We start from the raw sequence: 26,217 nt of genomic DNA, 5'->3' as shown, positions 1-26,217 counted from the left end.
ATACTTCAGGTGTTTGCTGTGGAGCTGGATATTTATCCTGATACACTGCAGGTAAAATAAAACCCTGGGCCAATTCACCACACGGTGATAACACCACCACTTGCTCACCGGCCTCGGGTGCCCACCAGGAACGGTCATGGCTCGCTCTTGTTGTTAACCAAGGTAACCAGTCAGTGGTGAGTTTATCCATTTGTACCCGGGCACGCGCACGATCATAATCCACGCTCCTAATGACACCTGGTCGAATTAAATTCTTAACCAGGCGAATCAGTTCTTCAATATTAAAGGGGTTTATATCGGGGTTCATAGGTTTTACCTGTATAAGGGACATGACTGGCTAATACAGTTTTGGGTGTTTCACCTTCGTCTTCCCACAGTGATTCACCAATATAAAACGACTGTTGCCAGGTCACTTCCCAGCTTTCATAGCCTTCGGTATCAGGATTAAATAAGGCAGGAATGGCTTGGATATGCTTCGGTAACGCAACGACGTTATCGAGTCCCCATAATCCCGTTTCAGGCTGATTTAATAAACGCATCACCTCACAGGCCATACGGCGAATTTCAATGGCTAAATCAGGTGTGCTGTTGGCTAACACACAATAACAAAACCAATCCGCATTGATAACATAGCGACCATCACCGGGATTTTCACCCATTTCCATTTGGTGCATGCCTAAATAAATACCCGGTGAATTCAGGCATTTACCTGGATTATAAGCTTGAACAAATTCCAATCGTTTACCAAAATGATTCGTCAGCGTCTCCACCATCGCCTGGTGAATTAATTCAAGAGGATCATATTTATTCATGATTTAAGGCGTAATTGAGTTCCTGTTCCAGGAGGGTTATGAGTCGTTGTTTGCCACGTTTCAGAATTTGGATGGCAACTGGTTTCGCCACCGGCTCAATGTCTTCGGTTTGATACACTAGTGGTAAACGTGCTTTCCCTGCCCGCTTAAAAGCAGCATTCTGAACACCAATTTTAAATGCCCCCGGTCGATCATGTTGGCCAGCTTTTACACCACCAGGCACTTCGTTGACCTTACCAAAATAACCTAACCCTACCGGATTAACACCCAGCCAGACCTTAATTTTACCTTCGGCATACACTGTGGTGACACGTACTCGGTGTTTTTTAAACAGGTTTTTCTTTACCCCAGAGGCATCGACCACCGCTTGGATTAATAACCGTTCGATAAATGTCGTGTATTTACGTTGGGCACGTTTAATGGCTCGCTTAACATCTGCCTGACTCCGATCCAAACCCATTAACACGTCATCCAGTGAATCATTAATATCAACCGCAACTTTTAACGCCATCGACTACCGTCCTTAGCCGCTTCATAAGGGGATAGTTTAATAATGGCCATACCCGTATCTTTTTTAAGTGGTGGCCAATTAAGTTGGAATTTCTGCTCGTCGATTATCACATATTCATGCTGTTCAAGCGTGCTTAACTCATTGACCGAAACATGTAATTCAGGCGTCGCATAATTTAATTGGATTTTATTCAGCTTCCCTTCCTGATCTCGCCAATAAAAAATACCGGTAATAATCTGGCCATCCGTTAACACAATTGGCCGGCCATACATGGTCATGCGCTCCCGATTCAGCTCCTGTTGTAGACATTGGAATATACTCATAGCTTATTTTAAAACGTCAGTTAATAACGCTGAGCCATTGGGGCGAGCAGGCACCACCAGGGGGGCAGATTGCGTCATCACATATTCTACAGACGGATCTTCCTGTACCCAGGATTTAGGGAAAGTACGCATAGGCCGTAATACTTTGACATCCATTATGGCACCAAAGCACTGTACACCTTCCACGTCACCCACAGGCATCACCACACCTTCAGGTAAAAACGGCTGCATGTTGCCTGCATCATCCTGATACTGACGACTGTCGCAGTGTAGTTTTAAGCGTCCACCACCAAGCGAACCGACAAACACCACATCATCGGCTGCGGTTTGTGGACCTCGATCAATGGTGGCATTGGTGCCAGCAACCTGGGTATCCAGTTGGTCCAGTAACTGTTTATTTTTACGCATGGATTTCCATACTGAAGGACCAAAATAAATATCCTTGGCTTGTGATCCACCGGGGATGGAAGCCATGGCTACACTGATTTCTTCGATATCATCGACGATGGGCGCATCAACGGCTGTCCAAGGTTTTTTGGCTTTAATGGTCAGCGCCCCGTTTCGACCATAATTGACTTCGCATTTGGGATAATTTTCACCACTGATGGTGACTTTGCCATACAGTAAACTTTGCACGGCCATCCACTCCAGACGGTTATCAATCGCTTCGGCCTGTTGGATAAATAATTCCATTTTATAAATATTGTAACGCTGTGCTGGCGATAAACTGCCTAAATAGGCTTCACCGACACGGCGTTTCATCATCGGTTGCGGTTTAACGGCATTTTTCGGTTTGATATACGCGGGCTTAAAGCTTTTTACTTCATAGCCTTGATCCGGTAGTGGTCTACCTTCCAACATCGGTGATACAAACGGCGCAAGTCGTCGTTCACCAAACACTAATTCAAAATTAATTTGCTCCTCCTGTGATTCATAAATCGAGGAAAAGTATTTATTTAAATAATACGGAAACGGTTTTTTCTTGAATTCGATCGTACGCACCAGCGTAATCGTATCGCGGTCGATATTCACGGTCATAGCAATAATTACCTATTAAATAAGTGATGTAGGAAGTATTTTCAATAAGGAGAAAGGTGAGTAACAAAAGCGAGGACTAAAATAATAATTTATTTGTAACTGGGTGTTTTTAGAAAAATCCCACGCTCTCGAAAAGGCTGTGTAATGGTTTGCTCCGAATGGCCATTACCTAAATGCAGTGCAGCGGGGTTAAAACAACCGGAGGTATATACACCTGTAGATTGTGCTTGGCTTTTCGCATCCACGGCATACGCTAAAATACAATCGGGCACCTGGCTACCATCAGTCGCAGCCGCATCGGATAACACATATTCACCTTTATCATTACGACCTAACACGGCATTCGCCGGTAATTGCTGTCCTTTGGCAATGGTGACAGTGATGGTATTAACCTCAGTTTCGCCGGTCATTAAGGGGACTAATGGTTGAACAGAATAATGATTACTGGCGGCATGCATGGCTGTTATCTCCTGTGATTAATTCAAAGTCGGCCAACATTTGCTGAATCGCGGATTTAGGTTCATTTGTTTTTTCAGGGGTACTTTCCGAGGGAATATTCGGATGCTCATCGTTATTCATGTGCTGAGTAAAAGCGCTTTCTGTGGTGTTTTCTTTTTTGGCTGCAGACGCTTCCGCCTTAGGTAAGGTTTCCAGTAACGCTTTAGCATCCTCTGCGGCCATGCCGGATTTAACCAGATGTATTGCCGTGGTCATTCGGCCTTCAGCGGCATCACACTGCAAAATACTTAAACAGCGCTCCCGCTCTTGCTGGATTGCACTGGCTTCAATCGCATCCATATCAATGGGTTCTACGGCAGGTTGTGTGCTTTTTGCTTGGGGTTCAGTGGGTGTAGTCATAATGGCCCTTGTATCATTCAGGTGGTGAGTGAATACCGTCAGCACTTGGCTGGCCGGTAAAATCTGGTCAATTAAACCAATTTCTTTGGCATGTTCGGAGGTGTAAATGGCGGCTTCTGTTTTACGAATCGTGTTAGCATTCAACTGACGATTTCTTGCTACCGTATCGACAAATAAGGCATACAACGCATCAACCTCTTGCTGAAAGCGCTCTTTAACAGCATCGGGTAGTGGCTGAAATGAATTACCATCGGCCTTATGCGCACCGGCATGGATAAAGGTGACATGAATACCCAGCTTTTCGTGGGCTTTACTCTGATCCACATGGGCCATGATCACACCAATACTGCCGGTTTGTGCAGTTCGAGGGGCAATAACATGGTTAGCACCTGAGGCAATGGCATAAGCGGCACTGGTCGCTTGTTCATCCACTAAAGCCCAGACCGGTTTAACCTGTCGTGCTTCATAAACGGCATCGGCTAAATCCATGCAGCCATTGGCACTGCCGCCAGGGCTATTAATGTCCAGCAAAATACCGCGCACGTCGTCATCTTCTAATGCGGTATCCAACTTGGCTTGAATACCATCGTAACCCGTCATTCCACTGTAGGGATTTAAATAACCATAACGGTGGGTTAACGTGCCTTCCACAGGAATCACCGCAATGCCATCCTGGATTTGGTAAAGCTTTCGCTCACGGGCTTGATAATTCGCAGCACTGGCTTTTAAATCGGCCAGTAATAATTGCTCGCCATCAGCTAACGTTAAACTCTGTAATTTAAGCCGTTCAGCCAAGGCCCCAAAAAAAATCCGGGCATAACCCGGATTCATTAATAATGGTTTATTGATTAATTCATCGATAATCATTCTTTTACGGCCTTTTTGGCGACGGGATTAGAACTTGAACTAGGAGGTGACAAACCATAGGCTTTAAATTCCTGGTCTTCTCGTTGTCGCTGCTCCAGTACTTCTTGGTAATCTTTACCGAGCATCATGCAAATTTCTTCAAAGGTAATGACGCCCAGGGCATATAATCTTTCCAAGCGTTCCACTTCTTTCACGCCATCAATATGGGTTTGGCCTTGCGCAATCCAATAACAGCGCGTCCAGGCGGATGGGTTCTGATAAAAATTGGCGTTCCCTGGTAATTCAATCACACCCTTATTAATCATTTCTTCCAGCCATAGCGCATAAATCTGCTGACAAAAACGGGCGGGAATAATATGCCGGACACTTAAAAAGAATTTCCAACTTTCCAGCATACTGGCGCGGGCACTGGAATAATTGGTTTTACTAAAATCCCGGCTTAATTGTTCAAAGCTGATATTTAAACTGGCGGCAATATGCCTTAACAAGGTGTCTTCGAAATTCTCAAAATACGGGTTGGATTTGGCGGTTTTTAATTCGAGCTTTTCATTAGGAAATAAATGGGGAATACGAGCACCGTTATAACGAATATTATGTGAGCTCTTATGGAAGCCTTGCACCTGCATTAAATAATTATTCAGCATGTGCTGTGCTTCTGATTCACCACCACCTAACGCCTGTAATACGGTTTGTGAATCAAACTCGGATTGAATCACCGCCGCATACATGGCATTGACAATGGCATTTTGTAAGGTGGCATCCTGGAATTGCTCCAGCATTTTTAAGTTGCGCAAAGTGCTGACAAAGACATTAATGCCCCGTGTTTGGTCCGGGCGTTCAGGCTCAAATACATGCAGGATTTGCAGTCGGCCCCACGGCTTACGTCGTTTAACCTTTTTCCAGAGATAGGCATCTAACGCTAAATCGACATCACCTGGATGAGAGCAACGGATATGGTACGCGGTGGCCTGGCCACGTAGACCTAATTCAACACCGGCTCTTAGGCGTTGAGTATCCGCCTGTTCAAAAGGATTACTTAAACGTTCACTGTCGATTAATTTAATGCAGGTCTGTGGTCGATGGTTATTTTCATATCGTCGCCATTCCGCTGACGCGAGTATTTCACCTTGGCTCGCATAGTGTCGTACAGACTCTCGTGCCATCATGGTTAAGGTTCTTTTTTCTTCCGCATCAATCCAGCAGTCTGGATCTTCGGCCCAATCCGTAAAACGGGCTTCGACATCCTTGGCCCAAAGGCTGGCTTTTTCAGCATCCAAACCCAGTAATTTATAATTGGGTTTAGCGGATAATCGAAATTGATGACCCACAATATTATCCACATAAATCTGTTCTGCCCCATTCGCATAACCATGGGTACGTTTAATATCCCGTGCCCGACTGTTGCGTAAGGGCATTTCTGGCAAGTGTTCACGATCAATGGATAATAATGCCGGTTGCCAAAAATCCATATTATTCTGAATGGATTGCGTGGATAACGGACGGGATTCCATCTGTAAGGGTTTTCCCGAAGTGTCAATAAGAAGTGACATGATAATATATTAAAAAACCAAATAAGGATTGATTTGATCGTGAGTACAAGTAAGAAAAAAATATTATTAATAGTGATGAGTCTATTTATTGGTACGATTGCATTAATTATGTTGGCCATGACTGGCTTTATTTATTGGACGTTTGATTTTCACCCAGATGCATTACAAATTGATACATGTTTAGATGCTGGTGGCGCTTGGAACTACCAATTGCATCAATGTAAATACTAATATGAAAAAGTTTTTAAATTTATATATTTTCAATATTTTCTTAGGCACTATTGTTGCGCTATTAACAAGTCGCAGCTTTATTAATGAAGTGTCCGAACATCATCCAGTGTTATGGTTACCAATGACCCTGTTTAGCTTGCATGCATACTGGTTTTTTGGGGTCATTGGTTATTTCATTGTATTAATCGTTGCCCCTATCAGTATGCAATTAGCTACGGTGGATATATTTTGGTTTCTCGTCTTTTATTCTCCAGTCATTGGAACGCTATTCGTTTTTATTTATCTTAAAAAAGGGAGTCCACATCCACTACTGATAAAAAGCGCCCCATACCTATTCACATCGATCATGAATATAACGTTCGTATTAAACGCTTATACAGAGTAATGTGATTATTAAATTTCATATAATCAACTTAAAAGCGCGACGCAGTTTGGACTGATTTATTTCCGCTTCTAACTGGCCAATATAACGCTCTAAATCCTCAGGCTTATGGTAGGTCACCATGGCTCCATCCGCATCACGGATTGATGCTCTTAAGTCCCCAGTGCGTAATTTATGCAAAGCCTGTCGTGCTTCAAATAAGCATTGTTCAGTATTCATCCGAGGGCGTGTCCTAAGGCAGAAAGATCTAACGTTGATTTGGGTTTAATGTCGGGTTCATTGTCGGCGTTTAACGTATACACCCGGCTATTGGTATCCCAGGGCTGTGCCCAGCTTGGAGGATCATCCCAATTAATGGTGTCAGCTTTTAATTTATGGATACAGGCACGGTTATAGGCACATAAATCCCAGGACTCATTGGGTCCACCGAGTTCTTCCCATTTACCATCAGCCGTGCGTGTTTCGGCGGTCAGCTCTTCATAAAAGCTCAGCGGTAACCAGTCAGGGAAGTGAATATAATTAGGCCCTGGAATATCACGTTCCAGTGAATTATTCACCACATCTTTAAAGGCATTGGAGTTTAATAATTGCAGAGGGATATCCCCATAAATACGCGCTTTGCTGTGGCTGTTATGTTGGTTATTAGGATAGGTTTCCCGCATTTTAGTATGCTGAGTATGGTGATCACCTTTAATCAACATAAAGCGATGACGTAAGCCTAACTTTTTAATACGACGGTAAAACTGGTAAGCATTATCCGTTACACCTTCCTCACCACCGGAATCACAGGCCACCAATTGAATGCCCATCACCCGACCAGAGCCGTCATTCAATACGTAGTGTTTATGCAGGACTTTATCAATAATCACATCCCAGTCTTCGGCATAAGCACCAGGGTGAATCGCTAATACTTCACCGGTTTCCTCGTTCACGCGAAACGGTGAATAACGCAAATTAAACCGATCAATGATCCAACTTTCCAGGTGTTTACCCCAGCCTTGGACTTGCACCACAAAACGTCGCTTGGCTCCACCTTGGACATCAATCGCCGCCGTTAAAAAGCGCACACCATTGGGAATGGTCCGTTTAATAAAGGGTTCGGCCCGAGCTTTTAAAGATTTAGCCGTGCGGTTAGTGGTGCTGGTAATCGGTAAATAGGCACGACCAATATCCAAATTGATCGTACTTTGTAGTTTTTCCTGATTGCCCGTTTTTTCATAATGCTGTTCAGCGAGAATATAGTTGTACACCAAGCCTTGCCAGGTTTGATAACCGGCTGCCGGGCCTTCCATCCAAAAGCTGGCGTACAACGATTGTCGTTTTTCCCCTGTCACTTCGCCGTCTGACGTAATACGTTGACCTTCTCCTAACCAACGACACTGGCGATTTAAATCTGCTTTTTGTGTCGGTTCAATGCGACCACGGCACTGAGTACATAACATATACACACTTTCCGAGGCTTTTACTGGATCAGCATGTTTATCCCAATGTAACGTTTCAAACACTGGTTGAAACCATTCCCGACAATGGGGACAAGGCCAATATAAACGACGCCGGTCGCCTTGGTTATACAGGCTTAAAATACCTTCCGTGGGTGGTGCTTCGTGTAAGCTGGAAGGTTCCCAACGTGGATCTTTAATATTCCAACCTGGGGAAGACTCGACCAAAGTCATACCACTGGATAAAAAGGTCGTGGTACGTTTTTTCGCTAAGGTAAACGGATCACCCTCACTGTCGATATTCAGGGGCAAGCGATCGTAGTCAGTTAACGCGACATACTTATAGTCGGAGCTGGATAAAATATTGACCGTCGGCCAGCCCACTTTTAAATAATTACCCGCCCGAAAGATTTTATCGTGGATATTATTATCATGGACCCGAGGGGAAATACGTTTGGCTAATTCCGGGCTTCGACGAATAGCCCTATCCAATCGTTTTTTGGAAAACTCCTGGGCTTTTTCTTTCGAGATTTGCACAATCAACATATCCGCCGGGTTATGAGCAATCACATAACTGACCCAACCCTCTAAAAAAGCCAACGTTTTACCGGTTCGAGCTGGACCGACAAAAATAACGGCGGTGTATTCCCGACTGTTTAAGCAATCCAAGGGTTCTAATAAATACGGTGTGATCTCCGCTGACCATGGACTACTGCCACCACCACTTTGCGGGACACGTAAGGTTTGCCGGACAGCATCGCTGACCGAAATGGTACTGGGTGGCGTGACAATTTCCGCGACTTCATGGGATAAATTATCGGGGTTTAAATGCATGAATTAACTGCTCGTGAAGAGAGACACGGACTTCGTTAATGGTATTTTCTACAAACGTCAGTGTGCTCGGCGATAAAGCACAGTTACGTTCTAAATGATCAGGTAAGGTCTCCAGTGCTTGAACTAACAGTTGTACCAAGGTATGCATCGTACGGCGTACTTCTTCAGCTTTACACAATAAGCCTTCCTGTTGCTCCAGCTGTAAACGTTGAATCTCGGACTGGTACCAATCTTTGCGGTCCTTGGGAGACATTCTATTGGGATCATCAACACTGGATGAATGACTTTGTCCGAACAATGCTGGCCCGACCTCATCAGAAGCATACACAGGATAACCTTTAACCTTACCGATGGGTTCAATACCCGCCGAATTTAAGCGTTTACCCACCGTTTTACGACACATGCCGAATAGCAGTGACATTTGGCTGATTGACCATTTTTCACAGGTATCAGAAGACATGGTATTGACCACAGATAGATCAGATGAATATTAGGAAATTTTAAAGCTGAACACTTAATTAGTGCTGTGGCGCATAGAGACCGAAATTTTTGCGTTTACCGCGAGATCAAGCCCGGCGAAAATTAACATTATTGCAAGAAGGACCCACGACCACCAAACACTATAAAACAAGACATTTCACAACCAACAACCTTATTTATTAATTTATTTTTCTTCATCTTTATTATCAAAAATAAATAGAAATAAACCGACTAAAAGCAATGCAAATATAGCTGCCATTCCCATCTTTATTTCCTCTATATTTAATTATTTAAATAATAACTACGAACCAAACCAAAACGATTGTATTCATTAAAAACTCAGCTTTTTATACTGATACATATCAATTTACTACCGATACCTTACTTGTAACATCTTCATAAATTGTAAGACAGTTAGACGGTTTTCAAAAAATGATTAGACGATATACTTTTATTACTTTGGTTCTTTTATGTTCAAACCCGATCTATGCCAACACAGACACAGTGGTCATTAATGGCAAGAAAGTTAATACCGATAACAGTAATGTTATGGAACAATTAAAAGACGCCATATTAAGATATAGCGACTATGGACTTAAAACTAATGTCCTTCCTCTTCAAAATAGCTTAAATAAATTAACAACGATCAATGGCATATCTTATAACTATGACATACCTATGAGTGAAGAACACAATGCCTTAATTCAATCGTTGCCTGTATCTGACCAACAAAATTGCTATGCAAAATTTAATAAACTCGCACAAGTACAAAGTGAGCAGCTCGGTGTTGTTGCTCAAGATGTTCAAGCTGTCTTCCCTGAACTGGTATCAAATAAATGTGGTTATCTGCAAGTGGACTATGTTGGATTAATTCCCGTAATGATTGAAGCCATTAAAGAACTAAAACAAGAAGTCAATGATTTAAAAAACGAACGTCAAATTTAGTTTTTTTTAACGATGTTGATTCGCCACCATGAGGCACATAAAGTGTGCCCATGCCCTTAAACACTAATGAAAATCTGCACGCATGCGTTTCAGTTTCACTAATCCTCTACCTGTGATTAATGGCGTTATTCTATCTTTTACGCCTTGTCGTGGATGATCAAACTGACTTAATTTTAAATCCATATCACCACTTTCAATCTTAGCTTGATAAGGTTCATTAAAGCGATTGATCCAACCATGATGACGTAAGAACTGCATTAAACGATTACGTCCGGTATCCAATATCTTAGCCGCTTCGGCAATGGTCAACGAATCCTCTGACTGAATAACCTGATCATGAAACTTTGCTTTCGGCGTTAACATCGCGATTTCTTCATCCTGCTCCTGAACCCGCTGAAGAGATTGCGCTAAAAAACCAGCTATTTGCGTTGGATTATTCCAATCAATTTGAGTAACACCATAACTACCTGTTTTACGAATGCAGGGTAATACGTCCCTTGTTACCCACTTCTTAAATTTCTTCGCTTCATACCGACGGCTTTTAAGGATAGCTGAATACAAGCCAGACTCGTTAATGATAGATAATTCGCGGGATCCAGCGCTCGTGCACACATTGTGTGCCCCAAGCTCATCTTCATCTAAAAATCGTGTCACGGTATTCGCTTTAGGATATCCCAAAGCTAACGCCACATCCTTTGCCACAAACCAAGGCTCACCCTCTTTATTAATAACACGAACGGTTGTTGATTCAAATTGGAAAGGAATTATATTCATTCACTGCTACCTTATTTTAGTTAAAAAAAAGCCCACCTAAGTGGGCTTTACCAATTTTATTTATGGTTCTTACTTGATTTTATTAGCCATCAAAATTATTTAACTATGTGTATAACAATTCATCCTGAAGCACTATTCATGTTTCTTTTCATTAATGGAGCATGATTTATTAGTAGAAGCGCTAAATATACTACCCAACAAAATTCTACGTTTTGCAAATGACATATATAATTTATCAAATACACAGTTAAACACAGGCCAACCTGTAAAATTTACTAGCCACCCTAAACCAATTAAATTGTAAACAGCACGGGTGACTTCCATTCCTCTGAGCGTTTCACCGCTAGCCCACTGGGCATGAAGTACTTTGTTGACCTCATCATTGTTCAGCCCATAATCATTAGCATTAAATGAAGCTTCACTGATATCAACAAATGATAAAAACTTCTTGTCATTGTGCTGACGCAGCCAAGCAATCTCTCTCATACAAAATGGGCATGCTCCATCATAAAAGAGGGTTAGAGGTATAGACTGATCCATAATTAACCTCGCAAACTAATTGGTTATTATCAAAATAACACATTTTCTACTAAATGCTATTAACCTTATTAGTTGTACTGCTTTTCATTTTCTGGTTAAAAATTGCTGTTTCCCGCTTATCCTGCCGATGCTTATACACCCAGTTCACGATGACGGTAATTAAGGTAAGAATTACTCCGATAATGACGCCCCAATCTTTGACGGTAAAACCCGCTATGATGGTAAATGTACTCGCCGCATAGGGCGCATTGGAAATCATTTTTTCGGTAATCATCGGAGTAACCATTTGTTTATCGTTGGCGAGCAACACCCTTCATCTTTTCCATGGTCCGAATACCGCCTAAACCCAGTAGCGTAAGGACTAATGTAATCAGCTGGCTGGTATCAATCGTAGGAAGCATTTCCACCACATCAGGACGATTGGCAAGGGATAATGCAATTATTATTAAGTCTCTTAACACCCAGGCATATGTCAGTAAGCCGACACATAACCAACCCAGACCAGGCCGCCAACCAGATACAAAGATAGATGGATGCTTGGCTTCTTCTAACGTAGTTAAGGCTTGGAGGATATGCGGCTGGTTGAGTGTTTCTAAGGTTTTATTATGGGCTTTTAACCGTTCTTCATCGCTGGTAAATAAATCATCAAGGCCTTCCATTATAGAAGACACCACGGTATCAATAGGTAAGATTTTCATAGGGGTTATCATAGAACGAAAAAAGCCAGAGCGGCATACCCTGGCTTTATAGGTGAAATAAAACTAATTATGCAAAATTAATCGTATATACCTAATTGTTGCTTAAGATTATCATTTTCCTGTTTTAACGCTTTAACCGCTTCAATTAAGACACCCACGAGACCTGCATAATTAACCTTTTTATAGTTCGTCTTTTCATCAACCGTTACAAGCTCTGGAAATACCGTCTCAACTTCTTGTGCAATAACACCAATATCTTTCCTATTGTCATGCTTCCACTCAAACTGTTTACCATTGAGCTGCATAACCTTTTCTAAAGGTCGTTCAATAACCTTAGCGTTTTGTTTTAAGTCTTGGTCACTCCAAGTCCATCCCAAACAGTCCCAACCGCAGTTATCATATTCACCTTTGCCATCATCATCATTCGCGAAAACAGAAAGGGAAAAAGTGGCGATAAAAGTTGTTATAATCAGCTTCTTCATTGTTTACCTTAACTTGATTCACATCATTGTTGTAGGGTTATTATGATGTTAGAAGCCACAAGACGTATATTTATGTAGTGCTTACTTTTGTAACGATGATAAGTTTCTTCTTAGCAAAATATTGCTAGCTTGAATAAGAGTTTACATTGCTTCATCCCACTTCCTACTAAGGTACCAAGCTTTCACATCAAAGTTCGGACAGGTTTTATGCGGATCTAAGTCGCGATGCCCACAAACCTCAGCATTCGGGTATTTCGCTTTCCACTCTTGTAATACCCGTTTCAAGCTTTGCATCTGCGCATCCGTAAACTGATCACGACCAATTAAGCACACGCCCAAGCTAGTCGAGTTATAGCCTTTTACATGAGCACCTTTCCAATACTCAGGACGACCCTGCTCAATAACCCCATTACGTCGTATAACACGGTGATAACCGATTCCTGCCCATTTCTGCTGAATGTGCCATTGGTGAATCTCTTCAGCGGTTACATCTCTATCATTTGGCGTGTCAGCACAATGTACGACCAATTTGGTAATCTTCATGGTGAATTCCTTTTTTACAGGTATAAAAAAAGCCCACCGAGGTGAGCTTTAAGAATTTGATTTGAAGTACAGAGAATTGATTAAAAAAGAGTCAAAAACAAGAAACCCCTCAGTTTAGGCAGGGTTATCCAACTATAGAAATAAGGGTATATAATTAGTAATCAAGTGTCAATTTGTTGGGGATGGCGATTTGTGACTTATTGGTTTTTTAACATTCACATCCCCCAATAAAAATATGAAATTGCTACTCATTAACTGGCGTATAATAGCGTCCTTCAGCTTTTGCCTCAGCAATTCGACGATCCATATCAAAAAACTTTTCACGACGTTTGTAACGTTGCCGCCATTTTTTTTCGAGTTCAACCAGCTCAGCAGAAGGCTTAACCCATTGTTCTTCTGGTAACGGTTTAGACCACTCATCAGCTTCCGGTGAAAATTCAACACTATATAACCGCTCTTTTAAAGCTGCATATTTAAATGCCCAAAAACGCCCTAAAAACCAGTCTGCTAGCACTTGTTTAATCCAATCTCCCCACTCAGCCTGGCGGCGCAGTTTTTTACGTTTCTTATAGTGCAAGGTAGCATCTCGCTGAGTCATATCAACATCAGGGATATGATCAGGGCCTAACTCCATAAATGAACGAATACACTCCCATTGCATAATTCCAGCTAACTCAGTACCACATGGCATGCGCCAAACGCCTACAAACCCATGCGGATCATCAGGTGCAGGTGGACCCATACCAAATAGCGAACTCCGATACGCGATGCTATCCCCTATTGTACTTGCACTACTCACCCAAGCTTTAAAAGATTCCCAAGGCACAAGATGTAGCTGTTTTTTATCATCAACCCAGGCCACTTCTCGACGTTGTCGATTAAAACGAGTCTGCATATTTTCTTTGCCATGTTTAATATGTGCAATAATTACATAAGATGAACACATACAAAAAGCTAATACCCAACCAAATAAAATGACAGGCATTAAATTCCAATTAATAAAGCCACTTTGAGGCTCAATAAGTAACACACAAAATAAATAAATACCCCAAAGTACTAAAGTAGCGATGGAAAACCCTCCATACAATACCTCAAAAGCCTCCTTCGCATTACCACTTCCAATATCGATATAAACATCATTTTTTCTTGTTAATACTTTTAAAGGGTCTGCAGCCTTATAACCCGTCCATATTGGAAGTGGTGACATTATCAGTGAGGTTACTCCATCACTCTGTTCAACATCAGAAAACTTATACATTTTGTTCACCATCTACCGCATAATTTAACCAGGCATCATTGACTGAAAACAGCTTCATACTCTGTTCTCCTGGTAATGTATCGTTATCTTCAAGGGCTGGTACCATACCAGGCTTATCATCATCCTCATATTGAAACTCGTCTAACTTAACGGTATACCGAACATAGTTTTTATCTTGTTGTACCGCTTTATAAGCCATGTCAGGCCTGGAAATTAACTTAAAACTTAAGCTGGTTGCATTTCTTAATGCTTCTCTCGAAACAAATATTTTGAGCTGCAACATATTACTTTTAAATTCTGCAGAGGCCGTATTCAACATATAAAAAGTAATATCTTGTTCTTGATAGTAATTGGTTGCAGCAATACCAATCTGTAGTGGGGATTCCCACGGCTGTGAAGGTACGGATTGTTCAGGTACTACAAAACTGCTGCGCTTGATTCCTGGAATTGATATCGTTAAATCCACCATATTATGAGTTAAAGTTGACTCAGGATGTTGATCGTATTTTTTATTTTTTACATAACCATCAACATAATATTGAGCTTCAATACGTGGACGCATAATAGCATCCGCTAACTGCTGCTGCTCTTCTTGGTGACTCCAGCCTTGCGTATTTCTACCCCAATAACAACGCTCAACCCATACCATAATAGGAGGCGATTTATAAATTTCATAAATGGCTTCGCCGATCAATATCAACACGCCCCCCATCAACAACCAAGGTAGCGCACTGGAAATAGGTCCAGCAAAGCGAGCAAGTGCTGCACCATAGTTCATACCATGCAAACGAGCATATTCGAGCGCTTTAAAAGCGTAATACCCCTGCCGGACATTACCAACCAGTACAAACGTGTTTCCCAGTATGGAGGTGGCATTACCGGCTGCAGCCACATAGTCATCATCCTCTAGTGCTTCTTTAACTTCTTTAATTTTTTTTATGTTATCAATCGCTGCTCCTATTCCATCAACAACGCTCATACCTAAAGTTGATAAAATAACAACCTTGCCAAGCTTATTCACTAAAAAAGGATTTCCGCTCTCAATCCCTCCTTCAATACTATGTCGCCAAAGCTCTACACCTACTGATGCAGTAGCTGTAAAAGCCCCAATCATATCGGCTCCAATCTCACTCCAGTCTAATCCAGATCGTTGAGCCTTATGGGCTGAATCTTCCAACGTCGAAAACGCATTCAAAATATTGGTAATCGCTAAAAACGTGGGTAACATGATGCTTTTAGTACCATTCCAAGCACTTCCCCAGGAATGTCCCTGTCCATGATTACCCTGCATACCACTACGAAAACCTTCAATATGTTTGTGTAGGGTATTTATTTCACCTTGACCTAAACCATCAATTTTAAAGCCGCTCATCCCCTCACTTACACCAGTAGGTGATGCATAAGAACGAATGGTTGCTTTGGCATCTTGTATCGCTTGCCATTTTTTAACTGAAGCTTGTTTTATGCCCTCTAGCTCATTTTCGAGTGCCTTAACGATAGTGTGATCACGCCGTTTCAGTGCTTGCTTGATCTGTTTACGAACCTTATTACGTTGCTTGCGTAAAGTGTGAACGACATTTTGTTCTTCAGCTAATTCATTAAGTGCACGTTCAAATTGATTGGCGGCAGCCGCATCGGGTAAACGAATCATTATGTTATCGTTCACCGCAGCATTAACCAATAGCATGTCAAAACCGACACCCGTATGACGAATAATTCTGCGTGCACGTTCAACTGTATCGACATTACGCACCTGATCAAACGTCCTTGTCACTTCTTCAACATAGGCTGGGGTAAGCACTGCAATTAAACTACCCCGTAACTCAATATGCTCTTGTAACTCGGGAAATCGATCCAGTTTTAGGAGTGATTTTAACTCACTGACGTCTTTTGCTGACGACAGTATAGTTTTAATATCGTCAGCACTACCTGACGCATTATTTAGCTCATTTACTGAGGCGACGCTGTAATTGGTTATAAATAACGAGGCAAGGTTATCCTCACCAAATTCTTCGATATACAGCTTATGCGCTAACTTAATGCCTTTACCCTCAGCATCACCACACAGGTTTGCAACGCAGCAAAAATGGGTTTCATGTAAACGCTGTACATGCGAAAAAATGGTAATATCAAAATACCATGCCGCTTTATTAAATTTGGGTAATAAAGAGGCCCGATCTAAACTATTTTCTTCTTCTAATTCTGCAATACACTGAGCCAGTTCATCCGCATCATCCAAAAACACCTCCATTGCTTTCGTGCGGACCCGTTGTTCAATGCGAGGTACATTCCACATACTCACATCTTTATACATATTAAGTTTTGCGAATCGGTATTCTTCTACGGCTTGTTTATAGTCTTCATACTTACTACCATGTTTACGCTCTAACTTTTCCTCAATACGCGATGCTTCTGCATCCTTAGCATCTGCTTGAGCCATCATCGCTTGATAGCGCTTATACCAGTTTTGCTGTCTATTTTGAGGGCTGCGGATTTCACTTTTTCTAAATCGAGTGGCTTTATGCCTGAGTAAAGTGGCTTCGTTTCTTAGCTCAGCGACCCGAGTAAATGCCTCTAAACTTTCCTGATCCAACTCATCAAGTTTTTGGTAGTCTTCACTTGTTTTTAAGTGATTATTTAAGTCACCTTTCGTGATATGGTATAACCCACGAATAAATTGTCCTGAATGAAGTGCTTGTTTATTTTTTTCGTACCACTCTCGTTTTTCTCGATAAATACACTCGGCGTGCATATCCAGATCATGTAATACCCCTAGAATGTCGTGTAATACAAGCAGAGCAGTATTAAATGAAGTACCTTGGGTTTCAGCCAAAACTTTACCCTTGGAGGCTGGGGCAAGTGGCAAAGATGACCAACTAAAAGCTTCCCATTCGAAAGGCAGACTATGTTCTCGTTTAGCCGGCGGCTCAAGTTGCTTTTTACCAATAAATTCACTCAGCACATTGCTAATATCTTTTAATGGCACAAGGTGTTTAGCTCCTTTGCCAAAGTCATAGTCTTCAAGACTTACTCTTTGCATACGCTGGTAACGTAAACGTGGATCGTTTTTTAATGCTGAAATTGTTGAGCTTGACCATTCTATTTCTGAATAGGCAACATCAATAAATCCTTGTCGCTTGAGTTTAATCGGCTTTTTTAAAAAGCTTGGTTCACCGACACGTGCTTTTTGTTCCCAGTAACGAGACTGCTCACTTTCATGCTGAATTTCAAAAGATAGGAGTTCATCAGGCTTTAACGAGTGAAAAATGTATACAAATCCCTTACGTGCTAATCGTACACCTGTTGGCTTACTTAATGATTCGAAGTTAGGATTGAGCGCTGGGTGATTAACTTCTTTTTCAGCTAAGGCATACCGTGTTGGGTACAGGTAGATAAACTCCTCAATCACCGGACACAGGGCAACACCATTCACTGTAGCCCCATCCACAATTTCTGCACGGGCTTCTTCACGGTTAGCAGGCTTACCATATGGGCTATTATCCGGTGTATCACTACTCATTGTTTACTTCGATCCATACTGTATTAAGGTGATTAACTAACTGCTTTACTTCACTCAAAAAATGAGAAATAGTCAGACAAAGTCTTACCATGCCTACGCTTTTGCATGACATCCGGTAATCTCCAATAAAAATACACTGCGATTGGCACCCAATTTCATGACTTCGCCTTACAACCAATAACTGGTCGCTATTGTAGGCGAAAGCCATGAGGCGCTAAGGAATGGACGTCACAAGGCTACGATCTGTTACAAGAGAGGATTTTAAAGGACCAGCATGCAGGGTGATGTGGGGAGCTGGCTAGGGCACCAGCTCTTATCTGATTATACATCTTTAAAAAAACTCAAATATTGTTGATACTCAAATATAAATGGACCAATCTCCTATTACCACCCTCGATGAAACTGCTCAAAATCAGACCATATTACAATTTCATCTCTAACAGTTATAAGACACCGGAAAAGCCAACAATCAGGTATACCACAAGTGCAGCAGTATAAAGTACATTTTTTAAATGAAGGATCACCTTCTTTAAATTCAAAGCTAGGAATGTAAGGTGAATCCAACAAGCAACTTGAAGGATACCAATAATCAGCAGAGAACCAAGAGATATAGTCACCAGCTAATTATTATGACTTTTTGATTTCTCTTTGAATGCCACCATGCCTTACTCTTTCCATAAAATCGGACTCTGGCATATACGCAACATTGTTCCGCATAATATCTTTAATCATTTTTATTGTCTTATTCGCATGACTTGTAGAGTAAAACCAAAACTTATAGCTTTTTAAATAATCTTCTAGACTAGGTAGAACATTGTGGGAAACCATGAAAATAAGTCGATTTGCTTCATGCTGTAGTCTATCAAGGTAATCAATATAGGTATTAAGGATATCAAGTTTCTCTGGTTCACTTTTCTGCAAAAATCCATCCATACTTTTGAGTTTATCTTTTAGGAAATCATTTAATGATTTTCTTGTTGAATCGCTTCGGTATAGATAGAGAAGCGTGTCATACATCTGGACTAATTCAAGATTATCGTAACCAAGTTGCAACGTAAATTCGTTAGGAATATGGGAAAAGTCAGGGCCTGCTACTGTTAGGATATCGAACTCATCAATTAATAGCATTGTCTCTAATAGCTTTTGATCGCCTTTAACAATTCTATATGAAGCTTCTATATGTGGCTTGATTGTATGAATAAGCAAAATAAATTCAGACGAGAGTATACGCATACTCGAATCTAATATGTATGTAGCTGCATATATCTTCTGTTTGGTTTCCTTGACCCTTCTGTTCACAGAATTTATGTACATAATAATTAGAGCAGCCCCCATAGTAGAGAAGAAGGGCAACACTAATTTTGATAGAAAAAGTGACTCCATGTTTAACTTATCCAAGGGTCATAACTATTAATGAACGTCATTCTGACGTAAAACATTACGTCACTTTAATGTGACTGTCCGCTGATTCTTTCAGTAACCCAGCTACAGCACCCAACGCTCTCCCACAATACCCACTCAACACTTCCTGCATAGACCCATACAACAGCTCACAATCCCGCTAAAAATCCTGGAAGTAAATACACTACAGTTGTTACTTATATTTAACACTTGCAAGGAACTCATCAACGACCTTATTGAATTCCTTAGGCCTCTCCCAAAACATCATATGCTTGCCCATATAGGCAGTAGTAGCGGATGGCGTGTTGGCTTTAATCCATTTATCTGCCACTGCCTTCATCTCACTGCGCACAACATACAACAGAGGCATTTTACCCTCTAGTGCGATAAGGTCCTTACTGTAATCAAGATAAAACCCTGTAGCATTTGTAATTGCCGCGACACTACTTGAGGTTTGATTAGCGATTTTCGTTAGCCAGGCAACAACCTTCGGTGTCGGATTTTCCAGCATCCATTTGGCAAATCCTGTAATCACATTATCGCGGTCTTCGATGATACCTTCAGTAAATGATCGAGAATAGCCGTCTGAGTCATCGTTAAGGTACCAGACCCACTCATCGCGCGTTGCTCCTGCTATATCAGGTCCAGTATCGATCATGATCATGGCTTTGATTTTTTCAGTACCAAACTGATTTATATACGCCAACTGTTCCGTTACTCCATATGACCAACCCGCTAAAATCACTTTGTTTAAGTCCAGTTTTTCAATCAGCTTGGCCAGATCCCGAGCATGTTGTTGATAGGTGTGCCCTTCAACTGGTTTTGATGATTTGCCCTGACCTCTTGGGTCATACGCCAGCGCTCGGTACGTTGTAGAATGTTTGAAATGAGCCAGTTGATGTTCGAAAACCTCTGTTGACATCATCCAGCCTGGAATAAAAATAATCGTTGTATCACCGCTTCCTGCTTGTTCATAAAATATTGTGAGACTGTCATCTATCTTAACTTCTTTTGCGGCTACACCATTCATTAACAAGCCCACCAGGCCTGTAACTAAAATGATTGAAAGTTTTAGTATGTTCACCGTCCCACCTAAGCTTTTCCATCCAATAGCTTCTCATCAGTTTGTTTGCGATGCATCCAGCAATTTAACCACTCCCCACAACATCCTACATCGAGCAAAAACTACAGTCCCACTAAACTTGCTTTATACATCACAAGCTACGTTATGTAACAGAATAGATTTAACTTTCTGGCTACTATTTAATCATTAAAGAAATACTACCCTCAATTTTAAGGAGCGCAAGATGCATGTTTCAGCCAAGTTAGCACTAACGGCAATAATCACAGTCCTCTCAATAATACCTTTCAGTACACACGCTGATGATCCATACAAAGAGCAAAAGGAGCAACTCAAAAAACAGCAAGAGGCTGAGCGGGAAGCGCTAAAAAAACAGAGAGAGATGGAACGCGAAGAACGTAAACACTACGAAGAAATGGACCGCGAAGAGCGTAAACATCAAGAAGAAATGGAGCGTGAACGACGTAAACACCATGAAGAAATGAAAAAGTACCAGTAAAGTGTACTGTACTCACCCTAGCCTGCTCAACATACGATGAACAGGCTGTCGGTATACTTATTATTACAGGCACACGCCAGCACATGATCCACAGTATTACTTCAAATGCTTGATTCTGCTTTCAGTAACTCAGCCACGTTTCCCAACGCTCTCCCACAATACCCACTCAGCACTTCCTGCATAGTTCCATACAACTGACCATAATCCCGTTGAAAATTCTGATGATGAATACCCAGCAGTTGCGCCCTTTTGTAATCAGAATAAAACTCACCGGTCCATTGCTGGTGTTTCCGTTCCTCAATGGCAATATTGCACATCGTCACTAGCCGTATACATCGAATACGACTCCTGAGGTATGTATCATCCAATTGTTCCACCATCATGGCATACAGTCGATCAGCGACACGAGACTTATAAGTATCGGTCTTATCATGCTCGGGTGCATAACAATACATGCCCCAATGGATAACTGGCTTGGGTAGTTTGGCAATGGCATCCTGAACAACCCCTTTTTCCAGATGCCGGCCAATTTGCGTCATGTTGTTAAACGGCGACGTCCCTGAACTTTTAATCATCGACCTGGCGCGCATGCTCATAAACGCCTCATGCCAGGCCACTTTAGCCGAGTGCCAGGGTAACACCAGGTTGGGTCCATTTTTTTGCTGTGCAGGCTGATAGGCGTCAGTTGTAGCCATTTGCACATTACCATTGGCCATCTAATCCCCTCCCCTCAGTGAATCGTCGAGTTCAACGCTTCGTCTAACGTGTTGTAGGTTGGAATCCGTTTCACGATGATCTGTCCCTCGTCGCCCCAATACTTACTGACGCGTCCATCCCAGATATGAGCATCGTCTACGAACAAGGCATCGAGTAACCCTTTCTCTAGATTGTCCTTATCCGGTGTCGCCTTATGAGGCTGTCCTCGCATCTCAGCCCGTTTTTTCTTCGACCATGACTTGGGCATGGGTAACACGAAAATGAGATGGTAGCCGCTCTCAGGCAGTTCGATAGACAACGTCCGTAGTGCATCCTTGTACGCACGGTACTGCATGACACAGGGGCGTTGTTTCCATTTGTCTGCACGGGTCATGCGAGGCTTGGTGTTGGGTGTAATCGCGTAGGCTTGATTCATAAGGCACTCGTAGTATGTGACAGATTTGTTTCAAGGAAGAGGTCTAGGCGGGGGTTTTCACAAATTATCACAGGGTTTTCACATGTATATTTGTGAAAACTAATACTTCTGTAAGTATTTAATATATAAATAAAAAAAATAATAAAATATATATAAATAATAGTTTTCACATTTTCACATAAAAAGTACCCCCCCCTGGCTTTTTTCTGGGGTCTTTCTAGGGGACTTTAGGAATTCTTGTGAAAATGTGAAAAGGCCATTTTTTCTAATAAAATCAAGGAGTAATTTTAACATGAGTTCATGTGAAAACTCGTGAAAACTTGTGAAAACCCCTTGATCCGTGGCCTCAGCAGAAATTGGCATGCACATAAGCCATCCTCGGACGTCCACCGGTTGGTTTAGCCACCTGGATTAATCGGGCATGCCCTCTGGAACAGATGTCGTCTAGTATCTCCTTGCGCTCTTTACCACGCATCTTAGAGAAACTAGGGTTACGACCAATTTCATAGAGGGTGAGACCGCGTTCCTTTGCCTTCTCAATTTCATGAACGCATTCTTTCAATTGAGTTTCAAAGGAAGAACCGCCTACACGGTTCACTACGGTATCTACCATATAATAATCGTGATAGCGAACATAATCAATAGCCCAATCCGTCACCTGTCGTGTAATCGTCTCGGCAAATGGATCAACCGACAGGGCCAGAATTAACGCAATGCGCATGGCCTTTTCTCGGGTGCGCCCCAGCAGTACTTCAATACCGTACTGTTCCAGTTCATCCATTTTCTGAATGATTTCCTGGTCCAGTTCCTTTAATCGCTGGAGCGCCGCCTCCTCGAACACGAGAATATTCTGTGCGGGCTTATTTTCCGGGGGCATATGGCTGGTTAAGTTACCCGCCAAGTTCTCCCGAATGGTCGCCACCCACTTGGTAATGTTCTCGGGTACCTCGATTAGCCCAGGATCACTCGACACCTGTCGTTTTAATTGGCTCTCCATGACAATAAAGCGTCCGAGGAAACCGTCTTTCACCAGTTCAGGCGATAAAGCACCGTAAAAGGTACCCGGTGTCGTCAGTGCTAATAGTGTGAGTGCTGGATGCTTAATACACCGCTTGCGCATCTCTTCTGCCGCCTGCTTACTCATGCCCATGGTTGAATAAACGGGTGGATAAAGTGAAGACCCACACTTACTCCAGGCCTCGACCAGTCGGGTAATGGCCTCCGCTTTATGCGGATTCATTTTGTGCTGACTGCCTTCCAGGTACTTACCAAACTCATCAATGATACTGATATGGTTGGGCTCATGGAGTAGTTCACTGAACAAGGCACCTGATGACGTATAGCCAGAACCAGAAATGAGCCGCCCATACCCCGACGCTTCTAAAACCTGTTCCACCACATCCTTACAGTGCTCTTTACCACTGGCCGACTTGGCAATGTTCAGGAAGTACAGCGACGAAAAATTCCCTTTATCGGTCTTGTAATAACGCCCGCAAACCACACTGCCGAGTGCCAATGCACTTTGTACTGCCAATGCGGGCTGTTTTCGTCGTGCGGTCTGATTAGCAAACTGCACGACCTCGCCCAGTACACCGGGTATGTCGTATAAATGGCCCGGCATACCACCACTGTCGGGTAGTGATAGGTTACTCGCCTTGGAAGGTTCAGGTGGAGCGGGCTGGACAGGAATCACATCATGAGGATGTTTACGTAAGTGAGTCATCACCGTACTGGCAATACAGGTATTGAGCTCACTGGAATTTAACGGTGGACTGTTGCCAGCGTTCCAGGTATCCAACATCTGCTTTATGGTGCGCAGGTCCATGCCTGAGGCAATATATTGGCCTGTTAATGATACCGCTGACTGGTTACGTGAACCTTCACTCACCGCCTCGCCACTGGCCTTGGGTTGGTAATCGGCTGTGCTAAAACCTAAGTTACCCTTCACTTCAGTCGTAGCTTTGGTTTTAGTGGCATCAGCCTTGGTCTGATTAATGACATGTCGTCCATTAAATTGCTGAATGGCTTGCAGATCATCTTCTGACAAACAAGGTAAGTCATCAATGCTATCAATCACCCAACTGGCGTCGTATTCCCATTCATACCGACTGCCATTGGCATGGGTCGAGCCTGGCGCCACAACATAACCGCCCAGCCCCCGAATATCGATCTTGGAATGTGGATTGACCGAATTGCGAATTTCTACGTTGGGATTAACGGCGTAATAAAAATGTTTACCTTTGCCCGTCTTCACCTTCCACGGCGTTCGACCGATGGTGCCGGATTCCATAAACTGAACGGCTTCTTCAGAGTCAGCATCCACCACAATGACATGTGCACCGGTGACAATGGCCCAGTTAGCACGAGGATAGGAGGCGGTCCAATAGTCCATATCTTCAAGCGAAGGCGTGACTTTTTGGAACTTAGCCCACGGCACACGCGCCTGTTTAGGCCACTCCTGCTGTGCTTTTTCTTTGTCTCCGTCAAAGCGTTTGTTGACAAAGTAAGGCGGTGGCGTTTCAAATGGTGAACCTAACGGGATAACGGTGAACCCTCTGTCGTAGAGTTCCCAGGCTGTTTCTTCAGTGATTGGTGGTTTATCAGCTTCCATTACTGGTTATTCCTGTTATCAATTGTTGACTACTCCCGTGTGAGGGGATAGAAGGAAACAACCGCAACAACTACATTTTAGGCAGGCAAAAGTTATACAAGTGTAGTTATAGCAACATTTTGATTACTAGCTATGCGATACTGTAGGCATAAAAAAATCAATAGTCAACATAATATTACATATACTACAGCTATTAGTTACACCTAAATTACACTGAGTTAAGTATGTCCGAACCGGAATTGTGGGAAAAAATCAAAGAAGCGCGCTTAAATGCAGGTTATACACAAGGTCAACTTGCAAAGCTATGCGGTGTAACTCGGGCTACTGCATCGCGCTGGGAGTCAGAAGATCCCGAGGTTAGAAGAGGTCCTAGAGTTGACCACCTACGCAAGATAGCCGATATAACAGGCAAAGAGATTAAATTCTTTATGCCTAACTTAAAAGCTAACTTTTTAGCGGCAAGAGATAAAATCCTTCAAGAGGAAGAAGATATACAATTACAACAAAAGGTAAGGGTTCTAGCTAAGGAGTTTATGGATTTAATCCTTGATGGAAACCTATCTGAGAAAGAGGTAGATATGCTCTACTCGCTAATTACAAGCTTAAGAAATAATTAAAACTATCAGACCAAATAGTCTAGTAGCAAAGTTCAATGTGCGCTTATGTTGACTTTAAAACCCTTGCAGGTAGATACTAAATTATATCATTTGGAACCTGCAAGGTACTCACCATGGACGACACGATCACCATAGGCCACTGGAAAGCCTACCTGAACAACCTTCAGCTCTCCCCACGACAAACGCTGTATACCTTTGAAGCTCTGCATGGCTTATCGGATAAGGAAATTGCCCGCAAGTATTCGGTTGCGCCGGACACCATTTCCAAGACCATTAAAGCCGCACTGCATAAACACTGTCTGAAGAATCGTACACAACTGGTCGCCGAGCTGATCCGGTCAAAGGTGATCTGTCCGTTGTCCATGGGACTGTTAGCGCTGTCCTTGGCCCTCGTGCCGGCCTTTTCCGATGACCCACTCCTACGTAATCGAATCTACCGAACGCGTACTAACCGGTATGAGTCGATTGTTCCCACCCTGCATACAACATAAAACAAGAGGTGCACATCATGTGGTTTAAAAACGCAATCTTTTTCCGCTGCGAACAGGTCGCCAAGCTTGACCAGGCGTTGCTAAACGAGAAATTAAGCGCTCAGGCCTTTAAACCCTGCACGCCCCAACAGGCGGAAAGCTATGGCTGGGTTCGCCCCTTTGGAGAAGAAGCGGAACACTTTGCTGAGCATATCGGTAATTTCCAATTGCTCTGCCTACAGAAAGAAAAAAAGATGCTGCCTAACTCGGTCATCAGCAAATACGTCAAAGAACGTATTAAAACCCTGGAAAAAGAACAGG

30 protein-coding genes are annotated in these 26,217 nt (G+C 42.5%); 6 read left to right on the top strand and 24 right to left on the bottom strand.

What is annotated here, in order from left to right:
* From KHS79_RS24655 to KHS79_RS24620, 8 genes are all read right to left on the bottom strand, one after another.
* Nucleotides 1-307, bottom strand: a 307-nt coding sequence (locus KHS79_RS24655) for a phage baseplate assembly protein V (RefSeq protein ID WP_212722835.1), incomplete at its 3' end; no start/stop codon positions are given.
* Nucleotides 282-812: a hypothetical protein gene (locus KHS79_RS24650; RefSeq protein ID WP_212722834.1), complete on the bottom strand. Its 531-nt coding sequence runs from the start codon at nt 810-812 to the stop codon at nt 282-284. The genes KHS79_RS24655 and KHS79_RS24650, both read right to left, overlap by 26 nt.
* Nucleotides 805-1,323 carry a hypothetical protein gene (locus tag KHS79_RS24645; RefSeq protein WP_212722833.1) on the bottom strand — a complete coding sequence of 173 codons (519 nt, stop codon included), beginning with the start codon at nt 1,321-1,323 and terminating at the stop codon, nt 805-807. The genes KHS79_RS24650 and KHS79_RS24645 overlap by 8 nt, the downstream gene beginning before the upstream one ends.
* A complete protein-coding gene (locus KHS79_RS24640; RefSeq protein WP_212722832.1) occupies nt 1,314-1,646 on the bottom strand; it encodes a hypothetical protein in 333 nt (110 codons plus the stop codon). Before KHS79_RS24640 ends, KHS79_RS24645 begins: the two co-directional genes overlap by 10 nt.
* A 3-nt stretch (nt 1,647-1,649) precedes the next feature.
* Nucleotides 1,650-2,684 carry a major capsid protein gene (locus KHS79_RS24635; protein WP_212722831.1) on the bottom strand — a complete coding sequence of 345 codons (1,035 nt, stop codon included), beginning with the start codon at nt 2,682-2,684 and terminating at the stop codon, nt 1,650-1,652.
* Nucleotides 2,685-2,773: 89 nt separating this feature from the next.
* Entirely contained in the window at nt 2,774-3,142 is a 369-nt protein-coding gene (locus KHS79_RS24630) for a head decoration protein (protein ID WP_212722830.1), read from the bottom strand.
* Entirely contained in the window at nt 3,126-4,409 is a 1,284-nt protein-coding gene (locus KHS79_RS24625) for a S49 family peptidase (protein WP_212722829.1), read from the bottom strand. The genes KHS79_RS24630 and KHS79_RS24625 overlap by 17 nt, the downstream gene beginning before the upstream one ends.
* A complete protein-coding gene (locus KHS79_RS24620) occupies nt 4,406-5,920 on the bottom strand; it encodes a phage portal protein (RefSeq protein ID WP_212722828.1) in 1,515 nt (504 codons plus the stop codon). Before KHS79_RS24620 ends, KHS79_RS24625 begins: the two co-directional genes overlap by 4 nt.
* Nucleotides 5,921-5,998: 78 nt before the next feature.
* On the opposite strand from KHS79_RS24620, the gene KHS79_RS24615 reads away from it, so the two are divergent.
* Nucleotides 5,999-6,190: a hypothetical protein gene (locus tag KHS79_RS24615; protein ID WP_094786857.1), complete on the top strand. Its 192-nt coding sequence runs from the start codon at nt 5,999-6,001 to the stop codon at nt 6,188-6,190.
* Nucleotides 6,191-6,590: 400 nt separating this feature from the next.
* Here the strand turns inward: KHS79_RS24615 and gpW are convergent, their stop codons facing one another.
* From gpW to KHS79_RS24600, 3 genes are read right to left on the bottom strand one after another with little or no spacing between them, the layout of a single operon-like run.
* Nucleotides 6,591-6,791, bottom strand: a complete 201-nt coding sequence (gene gpW / locus KHS79_RS24610; protein ID WP_212722827.1) for a gpW family head-tail joining protein — start codon at nt 6,789-6,791, stop codon at nt 6,591-6,593.
* A complete protein-coding gene (locus KHS79_RS24605) occupies nt 6,788-8,845 on the bottom strand; it encodes a phage terminase large subunit family protein (RefSeq protein ID WP_212722826.1) in 2,058 nt (685 codons plus the stop codon). The genes gpW and KHS79_RS24605 overlap by 4 nt, the downstream gene beginning before the upstream one ends.
* A complete protein-coding gene (locus tag KHS79_RS24600) occupies nt 8,826-9,305 on the bottom strand; it encodes a DUF1441 family protein (protein WP_212722825.1) in 480 nt (159 codons plus the stop codon). Before KHS79_RS24600 ends, KHS79_RS24605 begins: the two co-directional genes overlap by 20 nt.
* A 569-nt stretch (nt 9,306-9,874) precedes the next feature.
* On the opposite strand from KHS79_RS24600, the gene KHS79_RS24595 reads away from it, so the two are divergent.
* On the top strand, nt 9,875-10,270 hold the full coding sequence (locus tag KHS79_RS24595; RefSeq protein ID WP_212722824.1) for a tail fiber domain-containing protein: 396 nt from the start codon (nt 9,875-9,877) through the stop codon (nt 10,268-10,270).
* Nucleotides 10,271-10,333: 63 nt separating this feature from the next.
* On the opposite strand, the gene KHS79_RS24590 is transcribed toward KHS79_RS24595, so the two are convergent.
* The 10 genes from KHS79_RS24590 to KHS79_RS24545 all read right to left on the bottom strand — a co-directional run bounded on the left by KHS79_RS24590 (nt 10,334) and on the right by KHS79_RS24545 (nt 20,570).
* Nucleotides 10,334-11,044 (bottom strand): BRO family protein, encoded by a 711-nt coding sequence (locus KHS79_RS24590; protein WP_212722823.1) that lies wholly within the window; start codon nt 11,042-11,044, stop codon nt 10,334-10,336.
* A gap of 132 nt (nt 11,045-11,176) precedes the next feature.
* The gene (locus tag KHS79_RS24585) at nt 11,177-11,584 is read right to left on the bottom strand and encodes a thiol-disulfide oxidoreductase DCC family protein (RefSeq protein WP_212722822.1); all 408 of its coding nucleotides are present in this window, start codon (nt 11,582-11,584) and stop codon (nt 11,177-11,179) included.
* Nucleotides 11,585-11,633: 49 nt separating this feature from the next.
* On the bottom strand, nt 11,634-11,870 hold the full coding sequence (locus KHS79_RS24580) for an HP1 family phage holin (protein WP_212722821.1): 237 nt from the start codon (nt 11,868-11,870) through the stop codon (nt 11,634-11,636).
* Between the two features lie 4 nt (nt 11,871-11,874).
* Nucleotides 11,875-12,282 (bottom strand): 3TM-type holin, encoded by a 408-nt coding sequence (locus KHS79_RS24575; protein ID WP_212722820.1) that lies wholly within the window; start codon nt 12,280-12,282, stop codon nt 11,875-11,877.
* Between the two features lie 77 nt (nt 12,283-12,359).
* Nucleotides 12,360-12,764, bottom strand: a complete 405-nt coding sequence (locus KHS79_RS24570) for a tail fiber domain-containing protein (RefSeq protein ID WP_212722819.1) — start codon at nt 12,762-12,764, stop codon at nt 12,360-12,362.
* Between the two features lie 141 nt (nt 12,765-12,905).
* Nucleotides 12,906-13,307, bottom strand: a complete 402-nt coding sequence (locus KHS79_RS24565; protein WP_212722818.1) for an N-acetylmuramoyl-L-alanine amidase — start codon at nt 13,305-13,307, stop codon at nt 12,906-12,908.
* 244 nt (nt 13,308-13,551) lie between these two features.
* Complete coding sequence (locus KHS79_RS24560) at nt 13,552-14,565, bottom strand: hypothetical protein (protein ID WP_212722817.1); 1,014 nt, start codon at nt 14,563-14,565, stop codon at nt 13,552-13,554.
* The gene (locus tag KHS79_RS24555) at nt 14,558-18,085 is read right to left on the bottom strand and encodes a toxin VasX (protein WP_212722816.1); all 3,528 of its coding nucleotides are present in this window, start codon (nt 18,083-18,085) and stop codon (nt 14,558-14,560) included. Before KHS79_RS24555 ends, KHS79_RS24560 begins: the two co-directional genes overlap by 8 nt.
* Before the next feature lie 627 nt (nt 18,086-18,712).
* Complete coding sequence (locus KHS79_RS24550; RefSeq protein WP_212722815.1) at nt 18,713-19,468, bottom strand: hypothetical protein; 756 nt, start codon at nt 19,466-19,468, stop codon at nt 18,713-18,715.
* Between the two features lie 211 nt (nt 19,469-19,679).
* The gene (locus tag KHS79_RS24545) at nt 19,680-20,570 is read right to left on the bottom strand and encodes an alpha/beta fold hydrolase (RefSeq protein ID WP_212722814.1); all 891 of its coding nucleotides are present in this window, start codon (nt 20,568-20,570) and stop codon (nt 19,680-19,682) included.
* A gap of 223 nt (nt 20,571-20,793) precedes the next feature.
* Between KHS79_RS24545 and KHS79_RS24540 the strand changes: the two genes are divergently transcribed.
* Entirely contained in the window at nt 20,794-21,066 is a 273-nt protein-coding gene (locus tag KHS79_RS24540) for a hypothetical protein (protein WP_212722813.1), read from the top strand.
* 101 nt (nt 21,067-21,167) lie between these two features.
* Here the strand turns inward: KHS79_RS24540 and KHS79_RS24535 are convergent, their stop codons facing one another.
* The 3 genes from KHS79_RS24535 to KHS79_RS24525 all read right to left on the bottom strand — a co-directional run bounded on the left by KHS79_RS24535 (nt 21,168) and on the right by KHS79_RS24525 (nt 24,809).
* The gene (locus KHS79_RS24535; RefSeq protein WP_212722812.1) at nt 21,168-21,782 is read right to left on the bottom strand and encodes a hypothetical protein; all 615 of its coding nucleotides are present in this window, start codon (nt 21,780-21,782) and stop codon (nt 21,168-21,170) included.
* A gap of 14 nt (nt 21,783-21,796) precedes the next feature.
* Nucleotides 21,797-22,198 carry a RusA family crossover junction endodeoxyribonuclease gene (locus KHS79_RS24530; protein WP_212722811.1) on the bottom strand — a complete coding sequence of 134 codons (402 nt, stop codon included), beginning with the start codon at nt 22,196-22,198 and terminating at the stop codon, nt 21,797-21,799.
* Nucleotides 22,199-22,544: 346 nt separating this feature from the next.
* On the bottom strand, nt 22,545-24,809 hold the full coding sequence (locus tag KHS79_RS24525) for a bifunctional DNA primase/polymerase (protein ID WP_212722810.1): 2,265 nt from the start codon (nt 24,807-24,809) through the stop codon (nt 22,545-22,547).
* A gap of 224 nt (nt 24,810-25,033) precedes the next feature.
* Between KHS79_RS24525 and KHS79_RS24520 the strand changes: the two genes are divergently transcribed.
* The 3 genes from KHS79_RS24520 to rdgC all read left to right on the top strand — a co-directional run.
* Complete coding sequence (locus KHS79_RS24520) at nt 25,034-25,426, top strand: helix-turn-helix transcriptional regulator (protein WP_212722809.1); 393 nt, start codon at nt 25,034-25,036, stop codon at nt 25,424-25,426.
* A 113-nt stretch (nt 25,427-25,539) separates the two neighbouring features.
* Entirely contained in the window at nt 25,540-25,917 is a 378-nt protein-coding gene (locus KHS79_RS24515; protein ID WP_212722808.1) for a helix-turn-helix transcriptional regulator, read from the top strand.
* A 17-nt stretch (nt 25,918-25,934) separates the two neighbouring features.
* Nucleotides 25,935-26,217 (top strand): recombination-associated protein RdgC (gene rdgC, locus KHS79_RS24510; protein ID WP_212722807.1); only part of this gene is annotated, 283 nt, incomplete at its 3' end.

The organism is Zooshikella ganghwensis, assembly GCF_018263875.1.
In the GTDB taxonomy this organism is placed as follows: Bacteria; Pseudomonadota; Gammaproteobacteria; order Pseudomonadales; family Zooshikellaceae; genus Zooshikella; species Zooshikella ganghwensis.
Note: the sequence above shows the minus strand (reverse complement) of the source record. Positions and strands in the feature narration are given on the sequence as shown.

Bases quoted from the DNA above. Each gene is read 5' to 3' on its own strand.
- KHS79_RS24595 (WP_212722824.1), top strand. From the start codon at position 9,875: ATGGAACAATTAAAAGACGCCATATTAAGATATAGCGACTATGGACTT.
- KHS79_RS24580 (WP_212722821.1), bottom strand. From the start codon at position 11,870: ATGGTTACTCCGATGATTACCGAAAAAATGATTTCCAATGCGCCCTAT.
- KHS79_RS24650 (WP_212722834.1), bottom strand. From the start codon at position 812: ATGAATAAATATGATCCTCTTGAATTAATTCACCAGGCGATGGTGGAG.
- KHS79_RS24605 (WP_212722826.1), bottom strand. From the start codon at position 8,845: ATGCATTTAAACCCCGATAATTTATCCCATGAAGTCGCGGAAATTGTC.
- gpW (WP_212722827.1), bottom strand. From the start codon at position 6,791: ATGAATACTGAACAATGCTTATTTGAAGCACGACAGGCTTTGCATAAA.
- KHS79_RS24630 (WP_212722830.1), bottom strand. From the start codon at position 3,142: ATGCATGCCGCCAGTAATCATTATTCTGTTCAACCATTAGTCCCCTTA.
- KHS79_RS24520 (WP_212722809.1), top strand. From the start codon at position 25,034: ATGTCCGAACCGGAATTGTGGGAAAAAATCAAAGAAGCGCGCTTAAAT.
- KHS79_RS24565 (WP_212722818.1), bottom strand. From the start codon at position 13,307: ATGAAGATTACCAAATTGGTCGTACATTGTGCTGACACGCCAAATGAT.
- KHS79_RS24590 (WP_212722823.1), bottom strand. From the start codon at position 11,044: ATGAATATAATTCCTTTCCAATTTGAATCAACAACCGTTCGTGTTATT.
- KHS79_RS24585 (WP_212722822.1), bottom strand. From the start codon at position 11,584: ATGGATCAGTCTATACCTCTAACCCTCTTTTATGATGGAGCATGCCCA.
- KHS79_RS24625 (WP_212722829.1), bottom strand. From the start codon at position 4,409: ATGATTATCGATGAATTAATCAATAAACCATTATTAATGAATCCGGGT.
- KHS79_RS24620 (WP_212722828.1), bottom strand. From the start codon at position 5,920: ATGGAATCCCGTCCGTTATCCACGCAATCCATTCAGAATAATATGGAT.
- KHS79_RS24640 (WP_212722832.1), bottom strand. From the start codon at position 1,646: ATGAGTATATTCCAATGTCTACAACAGGAGCTGAATCGGGAGCGCATG.
- KHS79_RS24575 (WP_212722820.1), bottom strand. From the start codon at position 12,282: ATGAAAATCTTACCTATTGATACCGTGGTGTCTTCTATAATGGAAGGC.
- KHS79_RS24530 (WP_212722811.1), bottom strand. From the start codon at position 22,198: ATGAATCAAGCCTACGCGATTACACCCAACACCAAGCCTCGCATGACC.
- KHS79_RS24540 (WP_212722813.1), top strand. From the start codon at position 20,794: ATGCATGTTTCAGCCAAGTTAGCACTAACGGCAATAATCACAGTCCTC.
- KHS79_RS24560 (WP_212722817.1), bottom strand. From the start codon at position 14,565: ATGTATAAGTTTTCTGATGTTGAACAGAGTGATGGAGTAACCTCACTG.
- KHS79_RS24600 (WP_212722825.1), bottom strand. From the start codon at position 9,305: ATGTCTTCTGATACCTGTGAAAAATGGTCAATCAGCCAAATGTCACTG.
- KHS79_RS24645 (WP_212722833.1), bottom strand. From the start codon at position 1,323: ATGGCGTTAAAAGTTGCGGTTGATATTAATGATTCACTGGATGACGTG.
- KHS79_RS24525 (WP_212722810.1), bottom strand. From the start codon at position 24,809: ATGGAAGCTGATAAACCACCAATCACTGAAGAAACAGCCTGGGAACTC.
- KHS79_RS24570 (WP_212722819.1), bottom strand. From the start codon at position 12,764: ATGAAGAAGCTGATTATAACAACTTTTATCGCCACTTTTTCCCTTTCT.
- KHS79_RS24515 (WP_212722808.1), top strand. From the start codon at position 25,540: ATGGACGACACGATCACCATAGGCCACTGGAAAGCCTACCTGAACAAC.
- KHS79_RS24550 (WP_212722815.1), bottom strand. From the start codon at position 19,468: ATGGAGTCACTTTTTCTATCAAAATTAGTGTTGCCCTTCTTCTCTACT.
- KHS79_RS24535 (WP_212722812.1), bottom strand. From the start codon at position 21,782: ATGGCCAATGGTAATGTGCAAATGGCTACAACTGACGCCTATCAGCCT.
- KHS79_RS24635 (WP_212722831.1), bottom strand. From the start codon at position 2,684: ATGACCGTGAATATCGACCGCGATACGATTACGCTGGTGCGTACGATC.
- KHS79_RS24555 (WP_212722816.1), bottom strand. From the start codon at position 18,085: ATGAGTAGTGATACACCGGATAATAGCCCATATGGTAAGCCTGCTAAC.